Origin of the sequence: Skermanella rosea, assembly GCF_016806835.2 — a bacterium.
Classification (GTDB): Bacteria; Pseudomonadota; Alphaproteobacteria; order Azospirillales; family Azospirillaceae; genus Skermanella; species Skermanella rosea.
Genome location: NZ_CP086111.1, coordinates 2,403,602 through 2,421,738, shown reverse-complemented (window position 1 = coordinate 2,421,738; position 18,137 = coordinate 2,403,602). Strand labels below are relative to the sequence as shown.

The window sequence follows — 18,137 nt, the reverse complement described above, 5'->3', positions numbered from 1 at the left end:
TTTTCGGCTGAGCCGGGCCTCCAGCGGGCTCGGACATCGGACTATCCTGTATCCAACGCCGAACAGGGGAGGAAGCGATGGAGTCGACGAAGCACGGGGCGGCGGCCGGTGATGCCAAGCCCCCGGTCAGCGCGGACTGGACCATCGACCAGGGATGGGAGTCGTACACCGCCGAGGAGCACGCGGTCTGGAAGACCCTGTACGAACGCCAGAGCAAGCTGCTGCCCGGCAGGGCCTGCGACGAGTTCGTCCAGGGCATGCGCGCCTTGTCGATGGATACCGACCGCATTCCCGACTTCCGCCGCCTGAGCGAGGTGCTGGAGAAGCGGACCGGCTGGAGCGTCGTGGCGGTTCCGGGGCTGGTCCCCGACGAGGTCTTCTTCGACCACTTGGCAAACCGGCGGTTTCCGGCCGGGCAGTTCATCCGCAGGCCCGACCAGCTCGACTATCTGGAGGAGCCCGACGTCTTCCACGACGTCTTCGGCCATGTTCCGATGCTGGTCCATCCGGTTTTCGCCGACTACATGGAAGCCTACGGCAAGGGCGGCCTGCGGGCCCGGGGTCTGGGCGTTCTGGCCAATCTGGCTCGTGTCTACTGGTACACGGTGGAGTTCGGCCTGATCAGGAGCGGGGACGCCCTCCGGATCTACGGCTCGGGGATCGCCTCGTCCTACACCGAAACCATCTTCGCGCTCGACGATCCATCGCCCAACCGCGTCCGCTTCGACCTGGAGCGAGTCATGCGGACGCTTTACAGGATCGACGATTTCCAGGAAACCTACTTCGTCATAGAGAGTTTCGACGACCTGCTGGCCCTGGCCGACATCGATTTCGGACCGATCTACCGGCGGGTGGCGGCGCTGCCGGACTTGGAACCGGGAACGATCGACCCGGGCGACGACCTTCTGCACAGGGGGACCGGCGCCTACCACGCGGCCCGGCGGCGGGTGGCTTGAGGCGGGCAGCAGAGGATTGCGAGGAGCGATGATGGACTTCGAGAACCGCACCGTCGTCATCACGGGAGCGGCGGGAAACCTGGGCCGGGCTGTCGCCGTCGCCTTCGCGGAGCGCGGTGCCCGCTTGGCTTTGCTCGACCACAACCGGGGCATGCTCGACAAGGTCTTCTCGGATGCGAGCGATACCCGCCTGACGATCGCGGTCGATCTGCTGGACCGGAAGGCCGTCGAGGGTTCCGTCCGGCAGGTCGTCGATCGGTTCGGCCGCATCGACGTCCTGTGCAACATCGCGGGCGGGTTCCGCATGGGCGATCCGGTCCACGAGACCAGCGACGCGACATGGGATTTCCTGATGGACATCAACGCGCGCTCGCTGATCCACGCCGCCGGGGCGGTCGTGCCGCACATGCTGGGCGCGGGAGGCGGCAGGATCGTCAATGTGGGAGCCAGGGCGGCCCAGCAAGGGGTAGCCGGAATGGGCGCCTACTGCGCGGCCAAGGGCGCGGTGATCCGGCTGACCGAGGCGATGGCGGCTGAACTTCGCGAGCGGGGCATCAACGTCAACTGCGTCCTGCCTACCATCATCGACACGCCCGAGAACCGGGCCGACATGCCCAAGGCAGACCCTTCCCGCTGGGTCGCCCCCGCCGATCTTGCCGCCGTCATCCTGTTCCTGGCGTCCGACGCCGCCCGAGCCGTCCACGGGGCCGCCGTGCCGGTCACGGGATTGAGCTGAGGTCACGGTCGAGGACGTACCTCCTCAAGGCCGCGACGAGGCCCTCGTCGCTGAACGGCTTGGTGAGAATGGGACGGTCGCGGTGGGCGTCTGGCAGGGCGTCGGCGCCATGGCCCGTGGTGAAGATGAACGGGATCCTCCTGGCGGCGAGGGCGTCCGCGACGGCATCGATCCGTTCCCCTCCCAGGCTGACGTCGAGGAGCGCACCGCCGAAGCCCCCCGCCTCGACCAGTTCGAGCGCCTGCCCGACCGAGGTGGCCGGACCGACGAGACCGGCTCCCAGGTCCTCCAGGATGTTCTCGACCACCATCGCGACCAGAAGTTCGTCCTCGACGACCAGGATCGACGGCGTTGGGTTGGACTGGCTGTTGCTCAAATGCGCCTCGTGACTGCATGGACCGCTGAACCGGGGCGGCCGGAACCGAAGGACACTCCTATTATGGGTTCGGAACACCGTGACGGCCAGGGGTACGGCATCGGCCGACCGCCCCGTAACCTTCCGCTCCCGCTCCTGTTTGCGCCGCATCGAAGATCGAATCGAACGGAAGAGCGAAAGGCGGGCATCGATGGTGGGAAGACTCGACGGGAAGGTCATCGTCATCACGGGCGCATCGAGCGGCATCGGCCGGGCGACGGCGCGACTCCTGGGACGGCACGGAGCGACGGTGGTGCTCGCCGCCCGCCGCGAAACGGCTCTCCACGACGTCGCAGGCGAAATCATCGAGGCCGGAGGCCGGGCCATGTCGATACCGACGGACGTGCGGGACGGCGAGCAGGTCCGGCATCTCGCGCGGCGCGCCATAGATGCGTTCGGCGGAATCGACGTCTGGGTCAACAATGCGGGATTGGGCAGCTTCGGCAAGTTCGAGGAAACGCCGACCGAGGCGTTCGACGCCGTCATCGCCACAACGTTCCAGGGCGTCGTCCACGGCTTCCGGGCGGTCCTTCCGCATTTCCGGGAGCGCAGGCGCGGCACGATCATAACGACCGCCTCGGTCGCCGGACGCGTGCCGACCCCATTCCAGGCGCCCTACAACGCGGCGAAGCACGCCGTCCTCGGATTCGTCGAGACGGTCCGCCAGGAACTGCTGCTGGACAAGCTGGACGACATCCATGTCTGCAGCGTGCTTCCCGGACCGGTCGACACCCCGTTCTGGCAGCATTCGGCGAACTTCACCGGCCGTGAGATCCAGGCCCTTTCCCCGGCCAAACCGCCGGAACAGGTAGCTGACGCCATCCTGCGCCTGATCGAGCGTCCCCGTCGCGAGGTCGGCGTCGGCGCTCCGCCGTGGCTGCTGGAGCTTGGGATGGCGGTTGCACAAGGCACGGTCGAGCGCATGATGGCGAAGCAGACGGCCAAGAGCCTCCTGGGGGAAGGACGCGAGCCGCGTTCGGACAATGCCCTGATCCGCCCGGTTCCGGCCGGCACCTCGGCGTCCGCGGGCTGGCGGGAACGGCAGCGCCGCCAGAGCCGGAGCGGCAGCGGCAAGGCGGTTGCAGGCGCGCTGGCGCTGGCCGTGCCGATCGGGCTCGCCGCCTATTACAGGTACCAGCGCGACGGTCGGCTTCTCTGACGCTGATGGATGTTGAAGCGGGCAGTCCGCGCGGGATAGGTTGAACCCAACGGAACGTTGAGGTGTTCAGCATCCGCAGGTAGGGGAGGCGACCATAGCTATCCGTAAAGCCAAGGCCGGCGGTTCCGCCGCGTCGATCGCCGCGACTTCCATCGCCCAGCAGACGGGAGAGACCATCGAGCGCGACCGGCTGCGGGCCGAGATCGACCGCCTGCGCCAGGAGGTCGGAAGCCTCACCCAGCGCCTGGAGGAAGCGAACGACCAGAGGGTGGCGGATGCCGACCGCCACCAGATCGAGGTCGAACGGCTGGAATCCACGCTCAGGCGCCTGCGCGCCGAGTTGGAGGACGCGCGGCGGCCTTGGCTGACCAAGCTGTGGCGGAAGTGACGATGGCGGGCGGAGCCGCGCGAGGCTCCGCCCGGTCGCCTCAGGCGGCCAGCAGGTCGGCCAGCGTCAGGGCGATCACCTGCGTCGCCTTCCGCAGGTCTTCCAGGACCAGCTTCTCGTCCGCCCGATGCCCGTTGGCCTCCAGCAGCGAGCGCGGTCCCGCGCCGTACAGCACGGTCGGAATGCCCGCCGCGCTGTACAGCCGGGCATCGGTGTAGAGCGGCACGCCGTTCGCCGGGATCTCCTCGCCGACGATCGCGCGCGCGTGGCGCTGGATCAGCGCCGCCAGCGTCTCGTGGCCCGGCAGCGGAGTGAGCGGCCGGGCAAGGAGGATTCGGCGAATCGCGACCCGGATGCCGGGCGTTTCGGCGCAGGTCCTCTCGATGAAGGCGCGCATGTCGGCTTCCACCTGCTCCGGGTTCTCCTCCGGGATCATGCGGCGGTCGATCCGGAGCGTCACCACGTCCGGCACGACGTTGGTATTGATGCCGCCGCTGATCAGCCCGACCACCAGGGTCGGGTGATCGATGCCGTCCACTTCCGACTTGATGCTCCCGAAATCGTCGTTGAGGGCATAGAGCGCGGTCAGCAGCCGGTTGGCGGCCCGCAGGGCATCCACACCGGTATCCGGCCGGGCGGCATGGGCCGATTTGCCTTCGATCCGCACTTCCAGGTGCAGGCAACCGTTGTGCGCGACGACGACGTTGTAGGAGAAACCGGCGCTGATCGCGAAGTCCGGCTTGCTGATCCCCTGCTCCAGCAGCCAGCCGGGACCGATCAGCCCGCCGGCCTCCTCGTCATAGGTCAGGTGCAGTTCGATGGTGCCGGCCAGCGGCAGCCCGCTTTCCTCCAGGGCCTTCAGCGCGAAGGCGTAGGTCGCGAAGTCCGACTTCGAGACGGCGACCCCCCGCCCGTACATGACGCCGTCGCGGATCTCCGCGCCATAGGGGTCTGTCGACCAGCCTTCGCCCGGCGGCACCACGTCGCCATGGGCATTCAGCGCCACCACCGGCCCCGGCCCGAACTTCTTGCGGATCACGAGGTTCGTGGCGCTGATCATGCCGTTCGCCTTGACCGTCGCCTCGGGCACGGCATGCCTCTCGACGGTGAAGCCCATCCCCTCCAGCAATTCGGCGGCACGCTCGGCGTGGGCGACGCAGTCGCCCGGCGGGTTGTCCGACGGCACCTTGACCAGTTCGGCCAGAAACTCGGTCTGGGCCTTGTGCCGGCGGTCTATGCTGTCTCGGATCGTCTGCTGCTGGTCGGGGGTCATGGCGTCCTCATTCTGCGCGTGGCGTTCGCCTTCGGGATCCGCGAAAGTAACGCTTTAAAACGAAGTTTTCAATAATGAGGAATGCTGAAAATGAGTTTTTGGGGCCAGCAAACGCCGGGAAACGGGGCGACCCGGAACAAAGGAATCCGCTCGACCGTTGGGCCGGCATCATGCCGAGGCGATGCGACGAATGCCCGAGCCGACATTTTCCACGACTGCGGCCGTAGCGGACCCCGCGCGCAGCAGGATGCGGAGCAATTGACGATATCCGGCCTGCCGGATCGGGCAGCCCCATGACCATGACCGGACCGACGGAACCCGGCTTCGATCCGCCGGCCCGCCACCCCTGGGCCGACCTGCCCTTGCGGCTGGCGGACCTGGTAATCATCGTCGCGCTGGCGATCGGCGCACTGCTGGCCCTCCGGCTGTTCCTGAGCCCCCGGGAGATCACCAGCGGCTTGGTGATATCGTTCCTGATCGGCCAGAACGTGGCCCTGGTGGCGATCATCTGGCTGATCGCGGTCGTCTGGCGGCGCACGCCCTGGCACGCACTGGGGTTCGTCTCCCCCGGCGGACGGTGGTACCGCAGGGTCGTTCCCCTGGCCCTGCTGGTCCAGGTCGCGGTCATCCTGACCAACGTCCTCATTTCGCTGGCCCTGGGCGAGCCGTTCGACAATCCGCAGATCGCCCTGATCATGCCCGACCCGGGCGACTGGACCGCCATGGTCGGCATCCTGCTGGCGACCTCGCTGCTCGCTCCCGTCGCCGAGGAGCTTGCCCTGAGGGCGGTACTCTATGGCTGGCTCCGCCGCCATGCCGGCCCGCTCCTGTCGGCCCTGGCGAGCGCCATGGTGTTCGCCATCTTGCACGGAAGCCTGATCCTATTGCCCGGAACGTTCCTGGTCGGTCTGGTGCTAGCCTGGGTCTACGAGCGGAGCGGTTCGCTGCTTCCCTGCATCCTGCTGCACGGATGCTTCAACGCGATCTCGACCCTGCTCGTCTTCGCCGTCGCGGCCAATGCATGAGGGACCCCTTTCCGGAATGAGTGAAGTTGCATGAGTGAGAAACAGGACAAGCGGGCACTGGCCTGCGTCATGGGCGACATGAACATGGTGCGCGCCCTGGGGATGGGCGGTATCGGCTGCGCCCTGGTAACGCAGCCCGGCGACCCCGCCCTCCATTCGCGCTACACGCGGCAGGCCGTCTTCTGGGACGATTTCGAGAACCGCCACGCCGAACTGATCGACCTCCTGGTCGATTTCGCGTCCCGCCAGCCCGAACCGCCCGTCCTCTACTATCAGCAGGATGCCCAGCTGCTGATGGTGTCGAGGCACCGCGACAGGCTGGCCAAGTCCTTCAGGTTCGTCGTGCCGGAGGCGGAACTGGTCGAGGACTTGGTGGACAAGGCCCGGTTCCAGATCCTTGCGGAACGCCTGCGGCTGCCGGTTCCGCGCACCCGGCGGATCGACTTTTCCGTCGGTGCGCCGGACACGGGCCCGTCGGACATCGACCTGCGCTTCCCGATCGTCGTCAAGCCGCTGACCCGCTACATCGCATGGGGCGCCATCGGGGGCGCCGGCAAGGCGCTTCGGATCGAGAGCCCGGGTGAACTCCAGGCGCTGTGGCCCGACCTGATCGCCGGCGGAATGGACCTGCTCGCCCAGGAGATGATCCCCGGTCCGGAAACCCGGATCGAGAGCTACCACTGCTATGTCGACGGCGCTGGCAGCGTGGTCGGCGAGTATAGCGGGCGCAAGATCAGGACCTATCCCGAAGCCCTCGGGCACAGCACGGCCCTGACCATAACCGACGAGGCCGACGTCAGGACGCTGGGACGGGAGATGGTCGACAAGCTGGCCCTGACCGGGGTCGCCAAGTTCGACTTCAAGCGCGCGCCGGACGGCACGCTGCACCTGCTGGAGGTCAATCCCCGTTACAACCTGTGGCACTATGTCGGGGCGGTCGCCGGAGTCAACCTCCCTGCCCTGGTCTACGGCGACCTGCTGGGCCTGCGCCGTCCCCCGGTGCCCCGCGCCCGGGCAGGCGCCTCCTGGTGCAACATCACCCGGGACAAGCTGGCGGCCCGGGAGAGCGGAGTGCCCATGGCGGAGTGGTGGGCCTGGATGATCCGGTGCGAGGCCAAGTCGATCACCCTGAGGGATCCCATGCCGTTCCTGCGAAAACATGTGTCGCGCGTACTGCCGGCGCGCTGGCGATGATCGCCGTCATCTCGGACATCCATGCCAACCTGGAAGCCCTCGACGCGACGCTCGATGCGATCCGGGACGAGAGGGTCGGGCGTATCCTCTGCCTCGGCGACATCGTCGGCTACAATGCCGATCCTGCCGGGTGCATCCGCCGGTTGAGAGAGGCCGGCGCCGTCTGCGTCGCCGGGAACCACGACCGTGCCGTGACCGGCCAGATCACGACCGAAGGCTTCAACCCGCTCGCCGCCCGGGCGGTCGAGTGGACCAGGACGCAACTCGGCCCCGGCGACATGGACTGGCTGCGGCGCCTCCCCCTCAAGCTCGATCTGGCCGGGGAGGACGGCCCCGGCATCGTGGCCGTCCATGGTGCGCTTCATCCCGAAACCGGCTGCGAACTGGTCCGGCTGGACACCGACGACAAGCGCGCGCTGAGCTTCGAGGCGCTCGAGAGCCACCCGACAGGCGCCCGGATCTGCGCCTTCGGACACACCCACCGTATCGGGATCTTCGAGATGCGGGACGGTGCAATGACCGCCCACCAGGGCGACGGCGTGGCCATCCGGGACGGTTCGTACTACCTCGTCAACCCCGGGACCGTCGGCCAGCCTCGGACTTCGGACCGTCGCGCCAGCTTCATGCTGATCGATCCCGCGGCCCGGACCGTCCAGCTGCGCCGCGTTCCCTACGATTACCGGGCAGCGATGGCGAAGACCCGGAAGGCCGGCTTGGCCGCGCGTCTGTCCCGGGTGCCGGAGCCCCTGAGGGGACCGATCCGCCGGATCTATCACGCCCTCCGCGGCCGGGCGTAGCGGAGCGGCGGAACGGTCATGAACCGCTTGGCGCCGCCTTCGGCTTCAGCAGCCGGCGGCGCAGCAGCCTGAGCGACCTGTCGACCCGGCCGAGACCGGCCTCGACCTTCCGGGCCAGCCGGTCGGGACCGATGGAAACCCAGGTCATGGGTGACTGTTCATTGGACAGATGGGCCTTGTGGCCCGACGACCCGGCCATGAAGTCGTACGCGGCCTCCCCGCGGGCCAGGGCATCCTCGATGGCGAGGACATGGCTGACAAGGCCGGGCTTCATCCTGTTGTCGGATTCGTAGGCGAACCCGCTCTGGTAGTTCAGCACCGTGCCGCGCCATACGAAATTGTAGAGATAGCCGAAATCCGTCCCGCCGGCCGCGGCGCGGCACAGCCGCACGACGCCGGAGCCGATGCCGCGCCGGATCAGTTCGCGATGGAACGGGCCGAACACGGGATTGCTGAAGGCATCGGTCTTCCCACGCGCCGCCCATACTTGGCGGTGCAGGGTTTCAAGCCCGTCGAAGAAGGCCAAGGCCTGCCGCTCGTCGGAGGCCACCTGGAAATCGACGCCGCCGCGCGCCTCGTACAGACGGATCGCCCGGTTGACGCCCGCGCGGGTGCTCTTGCCGAGGCCGGCGCGATAGTTCCCGCCCTGCCCGCGCACGACATCGAGATCGACCCACTTGGCCGAGTCCGAGCGCCGCACCTGCAGCCGGAATCCGAGCTGGTCCGCCAGGGCGCGCGCGCACCGCTCCGTCCGCTGATCCAGGCCCGCCAGTACCAACTCGTCGCATCCGGGAAGATTGCGCGCCATCCAGAGCAGGCAGGTCGAGGTCACCTCGTCCGCGCAGGACCGGTCCGCGAGGATCCCGTTGTACTCGATCGTCAGGTTGTCTATTCCGCGGTCGCCGGTCTCGTGGAGCAGCCAGGATGGTGTCCGGACCACGCCGTAGCGCCAGACCGTGCGCCTGCACAGGATCGCCAAGCCGACCACCTGCCCGGCGCGCCTCGCCACGATCACGTGGGGCCTGGCCCAGTCCGGCAGATGATCCAGCCAGCAACCGATCCAGTGCCACGACAGGAAGAACGAGCCGTCGGCCCGCGACTCCAGATCCTTCCAGGCGGTTTCCAGGCCGGGCATGCGGCCGGCCGGCAGGAATTCGATTTCCACCGCCAGGTCTTGTCTCAACGAACCACCATCCATCTTGATCGCGCAGCTGTCTTCCAAATTCACCCTGAGCGGAACGACGTTGCATAACAACCCGACGGGGCCGCGAAGCCAGCGTTCATTGGACGTACGACTGTTGTCGGGCGTGGCGCCCCCGGCTGCGGAACCTATCTTGACGGACGTGCGCTTCCCCTCGGGGAGGTCCTGCAGCGGTCTAATTACATACCAGCCATGTCATACCGAGACCATCTGCGGCGCCCTGCCGCGGAAAATATTGTTGTGCGGTGCGCTGCGTTTGTACATATATGACGGCAAACCCGGTGACAGCCAGATAAGACGCGATGTCCAATATTCTGAGAGAGACGGTCCTTGAGGTCCACCACTGGACCGACAGCCTGTTCAGCCTGAAAACCACGCGCGATCCCGGCTTCCGCTTCGACAGCGGCGAGTTCGCCATGATGGGACTCGAAGTCGACGGGCGTCCGTTGCTGCGCGCCTACAGCGTGGTCAGCTCCCCCTACGAGGAGCAGTTGGAGTTCCTGTCGATCAAGGTTCCCAACGGCCCCCTGACCAGCCGCCTGCAGCACGTCAAGCCGGGCGACACCATCCTGATTAACCGGAAGGCCACGGGAACTCTGCTGCTGCACAATCTGCTGCCGGGCAAGACCCTGTGGCTGCTGTCCACCGGCACCGGCCTGGCGCCCTTCCTGTCGATCGCTAAGGACCCGACCGTCTATGACAGGTTCGACCGGATCGTCCTCACCCACACCGTCCGCCACAAGGCGGAGCTGGAGTGCGGGGAGAAGGCGTTGGAGATCCTTCGCGAGAACGAATATATCGGCGAGCTGGCCGCCGAGAGGCTGGTCTACTATCCGACCGTGACGCGGGAGGCATTCCGCAACGAAGGCCGGATCACCGACCTCCTGCGATCCGGCAAGGTGTACCAGGACCTCGGGCTGACGCCGCTGGACCCCGCCGGCGACCGCGTCATGATCTGCGGCAACCCGCACATGACCTCCGAGCTGACCCAGTACATGGAAGAGCTCGGGTTCGAGATGGGTGCCAACAACAAGCCGGGCACCTTCGTCATCGAGAAGGCTTTCGCCCAGCGCTGACCCATGGGGACCGGACGGCGGCCTCGGCCGGCCGTCCGGTCCCCGAACCGTCAGTATCCCGACGCCAGCGCCATCAACCGCTGCCAGTTGAGCGATGACGCGATCTGGAGGTGGATCAGACCGATCCAGCCCTTCCGGCGGAAGTCCAGGTACACGTCGTCCGGCAGGGCGTCGAACTTCCCAGGGTTGATCGCCAGGAAGCCGGTCAGGTTGAACACCTCCCCGCCGTTCAGCTTGATTTCCGCCGAATAGCGGTCCAGCAGGTCATGGCTCTTGAGAGCCTCGGCGAACTGCCGGGTGTCGGCGATCTGGTTCTGGTAGGCCCGACAGAACTCCATGGCCTCCTGGCCCGCTTTCGAGAGCTCGCCGCCTGCCTCTAAAACCAGCGGGCCGTCCGGGAATTCCGCCGCCTCGTCGATGCAGACGGTGAACTCGCCGGCCTTCGCGGTTTCCATCAGCACCAGCGGATAGCGCCTGACATAGGCGGGCACATAGGTGTCCGCCCGCCACGCCGGCCGGCCGTCCTGCTCGCGCAGGAACAGGTTCTGCCGATCGCGCAGCCCCAGCAGGACGATCGGCATGCAGACGGGGCCGTCGGTGAACAGGATCGGGTAATCGCGCGCCGACAGGGCGAACTCCTCGATCATCACGGGCAAGCTGTTGGCCTCGGCCGCGAAGCCGAGATCCGACGGCGCGCGCAGGCGGGCCGCTCCGTGGCGGTTCCGGTCGAGCGGAACGGGCCTGCGGTAGAAAAGAGGCAGTGTGGATGCCGAATCGGCTGCCGTTTCGGGGCTGCCGGAGTTTTGGACGGCGATGCTGTCGGTCACGCGTGGTGCTCCTGTTCTCAGGCTTCCAGGACGACCTCGACCTCCGGCATGTCGCTCAGCCGCTCGGCAAGCAGCGGCGTGCAGTTCACTTCCAGGATACCGAAGGCCGAAGAGGGGAGAACCCTGTCGAGTTCCCCCACGAGGCCATTGGCTGACAGAAACTCCTTAAGAATTTCCACGTTTACGTCGCGTTCCTGGCGCCCGCGCGATCGCGCCGGCGCCGGCTGCGAGAAGTGGACCTTGTATCGCCTGAACATCTAGGCCGCCGCTCCATGGCACTTCTTGTACTTCTTGCCGCTGCCGCAAGGGCACGGGTCGTTCCGTCCGATCTTCGACGCGACACGGGGTCGCGGTCCCATGATGCCGTCTACATAGTACCAGCGGTCGTCGCGCCGGGCGAAGCGGCCTGTCTCGTGATGCACATGGGGCTTGCCCTGCATCGTGAAGTGGGCCACGAACTCGACGAACCCCTCTGAGTCGCCCTCGCCGCCGTCGGTGGTCGAGCGAACCTCCAGCCCGGTCCACTCGCTGCCCTTGGCCCACTGCTCGGTGTCGGCCCGGCTGAAGTCGTCGCGGGTCTCCGGCAGCAGGGAGTTCTCCAGGTAATCGACGTTGGCCGTCGCGAAGGCGGAGTAGCGCGAGCGCATCAGGGCTTCTGCCGTGGGCGCCGCAGCCGTGCCGGCAAGGTAGGGACCGCAGCACTCGTCGAAGGCGCGGCCTGATTTGCAGTAGCAGTCGGTCATAAGTCGGGTCTCCCTGTTTCGGGGGATTGGTTTAGCGGAACCGATCCTTTGATGCCACGGGCAACAGGGCTGCAAACGGCGCGGTAGGCGCAACGACCCCGCCGGGCTATCATGCGCGCCTCATTTCCCGACCGGGGCCCTGTGGTGACCAACAAGATTTCCCAAGCGCATCTCGGCAACGTGCTGCGCGACGCGACGATCCCCGAACTGCCCGGCCATTACCGGGGCAAGGTCCGCGACAACTACGATCTGCCCGACGGACGGCGCATCATCATCGCCACCGATCGGCTCAGCGCGTTCGACCGCATCCTGACCGCCGTGCCGTTCAAGGGGGAGGCGCTGACCCAGATCGCCCGCTTCTGGTTCGAGCGGACCGCCGACGTGTGCCCCAACCACGTGATCGACTATCCCGATCCGAATGTCGTCGTGTGCCGCCGGCTGGACATCATGCCCGTCGAGATCGTCGTCCGCGACTACCTCACCGGCACCACCAGCACGTCGATCTGGTCGATGTACAAGACGGGCCAACGCGAGATGTACGGCGTCCGCCTGCCGGACGGCATGACCGAGCACCAGAAGCTGCCGGACACCATCATCACCCCCACCACCAAGGCGTTCGACGCCGGCCACGACGAGCCGCTGACCCCGGCGGAGATCACGGGGCGCGGGCTGCTGACCCGGGCGCAGTGGGACGAGGTGTCGGCGCTGGCGCTGGCGCTGTTCGACCGCGGGCGCGAGATCGCGGCGCGGCAGGGCCTGATCCTGGTCGATACGAAGTACGAGTTCGGGTTCGATGCCGACGGCCGGATCATCCTGGCGGACGAGATCCACACCCCCGACAGCAGCCGCTACTGGTTCGGCGAAAGCTATGGTCGGCGGGTCGCGGCGGGCGAGCGGCCGGAGAGCTTCGACAAGGACTTCGTCCGCACCTGGGTGACCGCGCGCTGCGATCCGTACAAGGACCCGATCCCGGACATCCCGGACGAGGTTGTGCTCCAGGCGGCCGCCCTCTATACCGACGTCTTCCAGCGGATCACCGGGACGGATTTCCCCATTCCCGATGACCCGACGCCGGTCCTGGAGCGGATCCGCGCCAACCTCGCGCGCTATTTCTGACCGCTCCGCCGGCGGGCTTCCTCCCCGTCACCGCAGGGTTTGACCGTTGACCTACGTCGGCATCGATTTCGGCACCACCAACAGCGCGGTCGCCGTGGCGGAGGCGTCCGGCCCGTCGCGGCTGGTGCCGCTGGCGGCCGCCGGCCGGACCTTCGACACCTTCCGCTCCGTCCTGTTCTTCGAGAAGCATGAGGATCGGCTGGGATCGACGCTGGTCCACCGGGCGGGACCCGAAGCCATCGAAGCCTATCTGGACAGCGACGGCGAGGGCCGGTTCGTCCAGTCGGTGAAGTCCTACCTGGCCGCGAAGGACTTCACCGGCACCAGCATCCTGGGCAAGCAGTTCGGCATCGAGCCGCTTGTATCGCTGATCCTGAAGGACCTGAAGGCGAAGGCCGAAGCCTCGGCCGGCCCGCTGCCCTCCGCCGTCGTGGTCGGGCGTCCCGCGCATTTCGTGGGCGAGGCGGGCGAGGACGCCGAGGCCCTGGCGCTGGACCGGCTGCGCGACGCCTTCGGGCGGGCCGGCATGACCGATATCCGGTTCGAACTGGAGCCGGTCGCCGCGGCATATCATTACGAGAGCGGCCTCGACCGCGACGAGACGGTGCTGATCGCCGATTTCGGCGGCGGCACGAGCGACTTCTGCCTGCTGCGGGTAGGGCCGAAGGCCCGTGCGCGGGCGGAGGCCGGGGAAGACCGCGCCGGCGACATCCTGGGCGTGGGCGGCGTCGGGATCGCCGGCGACAGCTTCGACAGCCGGATCGTCGAGCACTGCGTGACGCCGCATCTGGGCAGGGGAACGCGCTACCGGGCGATGGACGGGCAGATGCTGCCTATGCCGGTCTGGCCCTTCGAGTACATGCGCCGCTGGCACCTGCTGTCGTTCCTGAACACCGGCCAGACCCGGCGCATGCTGGCCGACATCCTGCGCACCGCGGAGGAGCCGGAGCGGGTCCGCGCCCTGATCACCGTGATCGAGGAGGGCCTGGGCTTCCATCTCCACCGCGCGGTGGAGCAGGCCAAGGTGGCGCTGTCGGCGGAGCCCCAGACCCTGTTCCGGTTCGCCCTGCCCGGCACCGTCATCGAGACGCCGATCCGCCGAGCCGAGTTCGAGGACTGGGTGAGGCCGGAGACCGAGGCCATCGCCGCCTGCGTCGACGACCTGATGGCGCGCACCGGCGTCGGCGCGGCCGGGGTGGACCGGGTGTTCCTGACCGGCGGATCGTCGTTCATCCCGGTGATCCGCAGGTTGTTCGCCGACCGGTTCGGTGAGGACAAGCTGAGGACCGGCGGCGAGCTGACATCGGTCGCGAGCGGCCTCGCGCTTGCCGCCCGCAACCTTGCCCGATGAGGGGGCTTCCGTTCAGGAAGCCCAGTTCTGCTTGAAATCGCCGAACAGCGTCAGGCCGCCGCAGGCATAGATGGTCTGGCCGGTGATGTAGGATGCCTCGTCCGAGGCGAGGAACGCGAAGACCGAGGCCATTTCCTCCGGCGTGCCGGCGCGGCCCATGGGAATGTGGGACTCGACGTTGTCGCGGGCCTCCTCGTCGTTGCGCCAGGCGTTGTTGATGTCGGTCAGGATGGCGCCCGGGGCCACCGCGTTGACCCGGATGCCGCGGTCGGCATATTCGAGCGCCAGGGTCCGGGTCATGTTGCCCAGTCCTCCCTTGGAGATCGAATAGGCGATGAAGCCCGGCTTCGGGATCATCTGGTGGACGCTGGAGCAGTTCACGATGATCCCGCCGCCCGGCCGGGACAGGAAGTGCCTGATGGCTGCCTGCGAGCACACCAGGGCACCGGTCAGGTTGATGTTCAGGATCCTGTGGAACTCTTCCATGGTGTAGTCGTGGCTCTCGGCCTCCGACTGGACGCCCGCATTGTTCACCAGGATGTCGAGGCGTCCCCAGTCGGCCAGCACGTCGTCCACCATCGCCAGCGCAGCCCGCTCGTCGCCGACGTCGGCCTGGATGGTCCTGTGGCGGCCAGCGGCCTCGCTGAAGCCCGCCCGGGTGGAGGCATCGCGTGCCTGCCGCAGCGTCTCGTTCGCCGCATCCTCCGACCCGGCATAGTTGATCGCCACGACGGCGCCCTCTTCGGCATAGCGGACGGCGACGGCGCTTCCGATGCCCCGGGATGCTCCGGTGATCAGGGCATGGCGCCCCCGGAGCCGGGGAGCGGTTGCCGGACGGCCTTCCGGCGCTGAACTATCGGACATGTGACTTGCTACCTCTCGATCCTGTCGGGTGCTGGTTGACGGAGTAACGTTTGCCGGAACCGTTTTGTCTCCGGCCGGATGTCGAGGATAGTCTCACCAGGGACGGCGGATGGACGGAGACGGGAATGGATGACCGGATTGCTACGGTGCGCGACATCGAGGAGCGCGCCTTCAACGCCTGGCCGGCGCTCGCATCCGTCCAGTGCGACGGCTGGCTGTTCCGATTTTCCCAAGGATTGACCAAGCGGGCCAATTCCGTCAACGCGCTGCAGCCCGCCGGCCCGTTCCGGGACACGCTGGGTCTGGCCGAGGACCTGTATCCCCGCCAGCGCCTGCCGGTGATCTTCCGGCTGTCGCCCCTGGCCGGCGACGAGCCGGACGATATCCTCCACCGGGTCGGCTACCGGCGGATGGACGAGACCCTGGTGATGACGGCATCCCTGGGCGACAGGATGCCTGCCGATCCGGAGGTGGCGATCACCGAATTTCCCGATCCCTCCTGGAGCGAGGGTTTCGCCGCGGCGAACGGGATCAACACGTCGATGCGGGACATCCATGACCGGATGCTGGGCTCCATCCTGCTGCCGACCGCCTTCGCCACCGTCTTCGATGGCGGGCGGGCAGCGGGATACGGCCTGGCGGTCGCCGAACGCGGCATGGTCGGCCTCTTCGACATCGTGACGGTGCCTGAGTTCCGGCGTCGCGGCCTCGCCCGCCGGATGGTCGCAGCCCTTCTCGCCTGGGGTGGCGCCCGGAACGCCGACCGCGCCTATCTCCAGGTCGTCGCGTCCAACGAACGGGCGCTCAACCTTTATGAGGCGGCGGGCTTCCGGGAGGCTTACCGGTACCATTACCGGATCCGGGCCGCCGGGATCTAGAGCTGTGCCCGATCAGGTCGGTCCGCCCGGGGCAGCCGAACCGATGCGTCAAGCCATGGCCCCAACACCGCGCATCGCGGGGAGCGGAACGGCAGCCTGAAAGGCCGATGCCGGAGAAGACAGCGCGGTGGAGGCGAAAAGACCGGCGGAAGCGGCCGAGGTCACTATCGGAAGGGCGGAAAGGTCACTATTTCGCCTCCTGCCCCGCTTGCCGGCCGAGTCGGGACCTGCGGGGACCTTCGCCGCGACGGGTTCGTCGTCCGGGTCGCAGTCCAGGCTCTCCAGGTCGGCGTCGGGATGGGGCTTGTCGCCGAGGAAGTGGTGCGGTATGCGCTTGTCCTGGACCACGCCGCGGAGCTTCAGCCACAGCTCGACGGCGCGCAGGCTCAGCCCGAGGCTCTTGCGCTCCAGCGCCTCTTCCATGATCGTCCGGACCAGGGCGGCCGCCTCCTCCAGGTCGGCCTGATGGCCGGCGCGGCGGTCGGCGCGGAGTTGGGCCACGCGGACCTGGATTTCCGGCTGGCCCATCAGGACCACCCCGCGCTGCTTCGCGCCCTTGGGCGAATAGCCCGCCCGCCGCGCCGCCTCCGCCGCGCCGACGTTGCGGGCCATGGCTTGGCAGAAGGCTTCCTGGCGGGAAGAAAGCACGATCACGGGCTGGGCGGAGGCGGCTTGTGTCTGGGGCTGGTGGTCGAGCATGGCTGGGCGCCTTGGCCGGAAGGGAACAATTCATGAACATTAGCGTGAATTCGCGTTGCATTCAAGCCACGCTGAGGTGGCGCTGACCCCCTCACCCCGACCCTCTCCCCCAAGGGGCTAGTCTATCAACAGATCTTTTGCCGGAGAGCTACGCCCTCGCACATTGTTGCGAAACGGGCGTAGCCTCTGGCAAAAGTGATGGGTCCAGCCGGCTTGGATTTGGGATAGCCGTCCCAGCCGCCCAAACGGGCGATAAACCATGCGGCCCAAGCCAGCGTGTCGGGCGGATGTGGGTTTTTGCGGGCGGCGGTGCGGCCTTCCAGACGTGGTTGTAGGGCGATCAGGACGCTGACCTGCTGTGCGGAGAAAGTGTCGTCGATCGGGCGAACCAGGACGCCGTCGCGAACGCCGAGCAGTTGCAGGATGTGCGTGGCGGCGACCAGGGCGACGAAAGCCAGCCGCTGAAGGGCGTCGGCGCTTTCGACCTGGCTCGACTCGATATCCAGCCCCTGCGTCTTGAGAGTACGGAAAAGCTGCTCGATGGTCCAGCGCCGCCGGTACCAAAGCACGATTTCCAAGGCTTTTGCGGTGTCCTCGACCTGATGTGTCGTCAGCAGCCGCCAATGTACCGGGTCTTCTCCGGCGGGGGCGTCCACTTCGCGAACATCGACCATTCGAAGGGCGAGCGCCGGTGCGGCGCCGGGGTGTGTCCCGTTCCTGGGCCGTTTCACCGCGACCGCGCCGTAGCGCAGTTCCAGGGTCGCCGTGCGGGCCGAGCGCTTGCCGGGGCGTTCGGGAAGGTCCAGCGTGAAGCGCTCCGCCACCGCCAGCGCGTCGCTCCAGGCGTATAAGTAGCCGCCTCCGGCCAGCGCCCTGTCGCGGCAGGCCCGCGTCAGAAGATCGAAACCCGTTTCCGGCAGCCGCTCCCATTCCTCGTAGATGTCGCTTTCGCGGTCGGCGACGACCGTGACGTGCCGGGCCGTATCGAGATAGTGCTTGGCTGTCTGCGCGCCCTCCAGCCAGCGCATCGATTCCTTGCTCTCGATCGGCAGAGCCCGACGGTGCTTGGCCGCGGTTTCATGACGGGCGTAGACCTGCGCTCCGACAAGTCCCAGACAAGCTCCGCTTTCGGCCTCGACCGCCAGCACCGGATGGACGAACAGCCCGGCGTCCCGGCCATTGCCCACGGTGCCCAGGCCCCGCGTTCGTCCGGCATGGGCCTGATAGTTCAATTCGCTGGTGTCCTGGATGGCCAGAACATGCAGGCCGACGACGCGCGCCCGCATCTGCTCGCCGATCGTGCATTCCATTTCCACCAGTCTTACCTTGGCATTGTTCAGCCAACGCCCGAAGCGAGCCTCTTCGATCCGGTCGTTCGACAAACGCCGAATGCGGACGGTCGAGCGCTCGACCATCCTTTGCAGCAGTTGCCGCCCCCT

The 18,137-nt window shown here is 67.4% G+C and carries 19 protein-coding genes; 10 read left to right on the top strand and 9 right to left on the bottom strand.

Translation table 11 applies throughout. The annotated features are described in order from the left end of the window. Positions 1-77 precede the first annotated feature (77 nt). Both phhA and JL101_RS11055 read left to right on the top strand, forming a co-directional pair. Complete coding sequence (phhA, locus tag JL101_RS11060; RefSeq protein WP_203095111.1) at positions 78-956, top strand: phenylalanine 4-monooxygenase; 879 nt, start codon at positions 78-80, stop codon at positions 954-956. Between the two features lie 28 nt (positions 957-984). Then, complete coding sequence (locus JL101_RS11055; RefSeq protein ID WP_203095110.1) at positions 985-1,692, top strand: SDR family NAD(P)-dependent oxidoreductase; 708 nt, start codon at positions 985-987, stop codon at positions 1,690-1,692. Here JL101_RS11055 and JL101_RS11050 read toward each other — a convergent pair. Beyond that, positions 1,676-2,068, bottom strand: coding sequence for a response regulator (locus JL101_RS11050; protein WP_203095109.1), 393 nt, complete (start codon positions 2,066-2,068; stop codon positions 1,676-1,678). The two genes, JL101_RS11055 and JL101_RS11050, sit on opposite strands and share 17 nt — an antisense overlap. Positions 2,069-2,258: 190 nt before the next feature. Here JL101_RS11050 and JL101_RS11045 point away from each other — a divergent pair, with 190 nt between their 5' ends. After that, positions 2,259-3,266: an SDR family oxidoreductase gene (locus tag JL101_RS11045; RefSeq protein ID WP_203095108.1), complete on the top strand. Its 1,008-nt coding sequence runs from the start codon at positions 2,259-2,261 to the stop codon at positions 3,264-3,266. Positions 3,267-3,694: 428 nt separating this feature from the next. Here the strand turns inward: JL101_RS11045 and JL101_RS11040 are convergent, their stop codons facing one another. Then, positions 3,695-4,927 carry an ArgE/DapE family deacylase gene (locus JL101_RS11040; protein ID WP_203095107.1) on the bottom strand — a complete coding sequence of 411 codons (1,233 nt, stop codon included), beginning with the start codon at positions 4,925-4,927 and terminating at the stop codon, positions 3,695-3,697. A gap of 293 nt (positions 4,928-5,220) precedes the next feature. Between JL101_RS11040 and JL101_RS11035 the strand changes: the two genes are divergently transcribed. The 3 genes from JL101_RS11035 to JL101_RS11025 are packed head-to-tail and all read left to right on the top strand — an operon-like array spanning position 5,221 to position 7,943. Continuing rightward, positions 5,221-5,952, top strand: coding sequence for a CPBP family intramembrane glutamic endopeptidase (locus JL101_RS11035; RefSeq protein WP_203095106.1), 732 nt, complete (start codon positions 5,221-5,223; stop codon positions 5,950-5,952). A 30-nt stretch (positions 5,953-5,982) separates the two neighbouring features. Further along, positions 5,983-7,146, top strand: a complete 1,164-nt coding sequence (locus tag JL101_RS11030; protein ID WP_203095105.1) for a carboxylate--amine ligase — start codon at positions 5,983-5,985, stop codon at positions 7,144-7,146. After that, entirely contained in the window at positions 7,143-7,943 is an 801-nt protein-coding gene (locus JL101_RS11025) for a metallophosphoesterase family protein (protein ID WP_203095104.1), read from the top strand. Before JL101_RS11030 ends, JL101_RS11025 begins: the two co-directional genes overlap by 4 nt. 16 nt (positions 7,944-7,959) lie before the next feature. Here JL101_RS11025 and JL101_RS11020 read toward each other — a convergent pair whose 3' ends face one another. Then, on the bottom strand, positions 7,960-9,126 hold the full coding sequence (locus tag JL101_RS11020; protein ID WP_203095103.1) for a GNAT family N-acetyltransferase: 1,167 nt from the start codon (positions 9,124-9,126) through the stop codon (positions 7,960-7,962). Between the two features lie 320 nt (positions 9,127-9,446). Here JL101_RS11020 and JL101_RS11015 point away from each other — a divergent pair, with 320 nt between their 5' ends. Then, a complete protein-coding gene (locus JL101_RS11015) occupies positions 9,447-10,220 on the top strand; it encodes a ferredoxin--NADP reductase (RefSeq protein WP_203095102.1) in 774 nt (257 codons plus the stop codon). Positions 10,221-10,270: 50 nt separating this feature from the next. On the opposite strand, the gene JL101_RS11010 is transcribed toward JL101_RS11015, so the two are convergent. From JL101_RS11010 to JL101_RS11000, 3 genes are read right to left on the bottom strand one after another with little or no spacing between them, the layout of a single operon-like run. Beyond that, entirely contained in the window at positions 10,271-11,047 is a 777-nt protein-coding gene (locus JL101_RS11010; protein WP_203095101.1) for a SapC family protein, read from the bottom strand. Between the two features lie 17 nt (positions 11,048-11,064). Next, positions 11,065-11,304, bottom strand: a complete 240-nt coding sequence (locus JL101_RS11005) for a hypothetical protein (protein ID WP_203095100.1) — start codon at positions 11,302-11,304, stop codon at positions 11,065-11,067. Then, entirely contained in the window at positions 11,305-11,790 is a 486-nt protein-coding gene (locus JL101_RS11000; RefSeq protein WP_203095099.1) for a YchJ family protein, read from the bottom strand. It abuts the gene before it with no gap. Between the two features lie 144 nt (positions 11,791-11,934). Between JL101_RS11000 and JL101_RS10995 the strand changes: the two genes are divergently transcribed. Together JL101_RS10995 and JL101_RS10990 are read left to right on the top strand one after the other, a co-directional pair. Continuing rightward, entirely contained in the window at positions 11,935-12,906 is a 972-nt protein-coding gene (locus JL101_RS10995; RefSeq protein WP_228435404.1) for a phosphoribosylaminoimidazolesuccinocarboxamide synthase, read from the top strand. Positions 12,907-12,952: 46 nt separating this feature from the next. Then, the gene (locus JL101_RS10990; RefSeq protein ID WP_211111076.1) at positions 12,953-14,257 is read left to right on the top strand and encodes an Hsp70 family protein; all 1,305 of its coding nucleotides are present in this window, start codon (positions 12,953-12,955) and stop codon (positions 14,255-14,257) included. Between the two features lie 12 nt (positions 14,258-14,269). Here the strand turns inward: JL101_RS10990 and JL101_RS10985 are convergent, their stop codons facing one another. Further along, positions 14,270-15,121 (bottom strand): glucose 1-dehydrogenase, encoded by an 852-nt coding sequence (locus JL101_RS10985; RefSeq protein ID WP_203095097.1) that lies wholly within the window; start codon positions 15,119-15,121, stop codon positions 14,270-14,272. A gap of 125 nt (positions 15,122-15,246) precedes the next feature. Here JL101_RS10985 and JL101_RS10980 point away from each other — a divergent pair, with 125 nt between their 5' ends. Then, the gene (locus tag JL101_RS10980) at positions 15,247-15,999 is read left to right on the top strand and encodes a GNAT family N-acetyltransferase (RefSeq protein ID WP_203095096.1); all 753 of its coding nucleotides are present in this window, start codon (positions 15,247-15,249) and stop codon (positions 15,997-15,999) included. A 48-nt stretch (positions 16,000-16,047) separates the two neighbouring features. Here JL101_RS10980 and JL101_RS10975 read toward each other — a convergent pair whose 3' ends face one another. Then, positions 16,048-16,698 (bottom strand): terminase small subunit, encoded by a 651-nt coding sequence (locus JL101_RS10975; protein ID WP_203095095.1) that lies wholly within the window; start codon positions 16,696-16,698, stop codon positions 16,048-16,050. Positions 16,699-16,823: 125 nt separating this feature from the next. Next, on the bottom strand, positions 16,824-18,113 hold the full coding sequence (locus JL101_RS10970; RefSeq protein ID WP_228434914.1) for an IS4 family transposase: 1,290 nt from the start codon (positions 18,111-18,113) through the stop codon (positions 16,824-16,826). Between the last annotated feature and the right edge of the window lie 24 nt (positions 18,114-18,137).

Excerpts from the sequence above, each read along its gene's own strand:
- phhA (WP_203095111.1), top strand. The coding sequence starts at position 78 with ATGGAGTCGACGAAGCACGGGGCGGCGGCCGGTGATGCCAAGCCCCCG.
- JL101_RS11055 (WP_203095110.1), top strand. The coding sequence starts at position 985 with ATGATGGACTTCGAGAACCGCACCGTCGTCATCACGGGAGCGGCGGGA.
- JL101_RS11045 (WP_203095108.1), top strand. The coding sequence starts at position 2,259 with ATGGTGGGAAGACTCGACGGGAAGGTCATCGTCATCACGGGCGCATCG.
- JL101_RS11040 (WP_203095107.1), bottom strand. The coding sequence starts at position 4,927 with ATGACCCCCGACCAGCAGCAGACGATCCGAGACAGCATAGACCGCCGG.
- JL101_RS11035 (WP_203095106.1), top strand. The coding sequence starts at position 5,221 with ATGACCATGACCGGACCGACGGAACCCGGCTTCGATCCGCCGGCCCGC.
- JL101_RS11030 (WP_203095105.1), top strand. The coding sequence starts at position 5,983 with ATGAGTGAGAAACAGGACAAGCGGGCACTGGCCTGCGTCATGGGCGAC.
- JL101_RS11025 (WP_203095104.1), top strand. The coding sequence starts at position 7,143 with ATGATCGCCGTCATCTCGGACATCCATGCCAACCTGGAAGCCCTCGAC.
- JL101_RS11015 (WP_203095102.1), top strand. The coding sequence starts at position 9,447 with ATGTCCAATATTCTGAGAGAGACGGTCCTTGAGGTCCACCACTGGACC.
- JL101_RS11005 (WP_203095100.1), bottom strand. The coding sequence starts at position 11,304 with ATGTTCAGGCGATACAAGGTCCACTTCTCGCAGCCGGCGCCGGCGCGA.
- JL101_RS11000 (WP_203095099.1), bottom strand. The coding sequence starts at position 11,790 with ATGACCGACTGCTACTGCAAATCAGGCCGCGCCTTCGACGAGTGCTGC.
- JL101_RS10985 (WP_203095097.1), bottom strand. The coding sequence starts at position 15,121 with ATGTCCGATAGTTCAGCGCCGGAAGGCCGTCCGGCAACCGCTCCCCGG.
- JL101_RS10980 (WP_203095096.1), top strand. The coding sequence starts at position 15,247 with ATGGATGACCGGATTGCTACGGTGCGCGACATCGAGGAGCGCGCCTTC.
- JL101_RS10975 (WP_203095095.1), bottom strand. The coding sequence starts at position 16,698 with ATGCTCGACCACCAGCCCCAGACACAAGCCGCCTCCGCCCAGCCCGTG.
- JL101_RS10970 (WP_228434914.1), bottom strand. The coding sequence starts at position 18,113 with ATGGTCGAGCGCTCGACCGTCCGCATTCGGCGTTTGTCGAACGACCGG.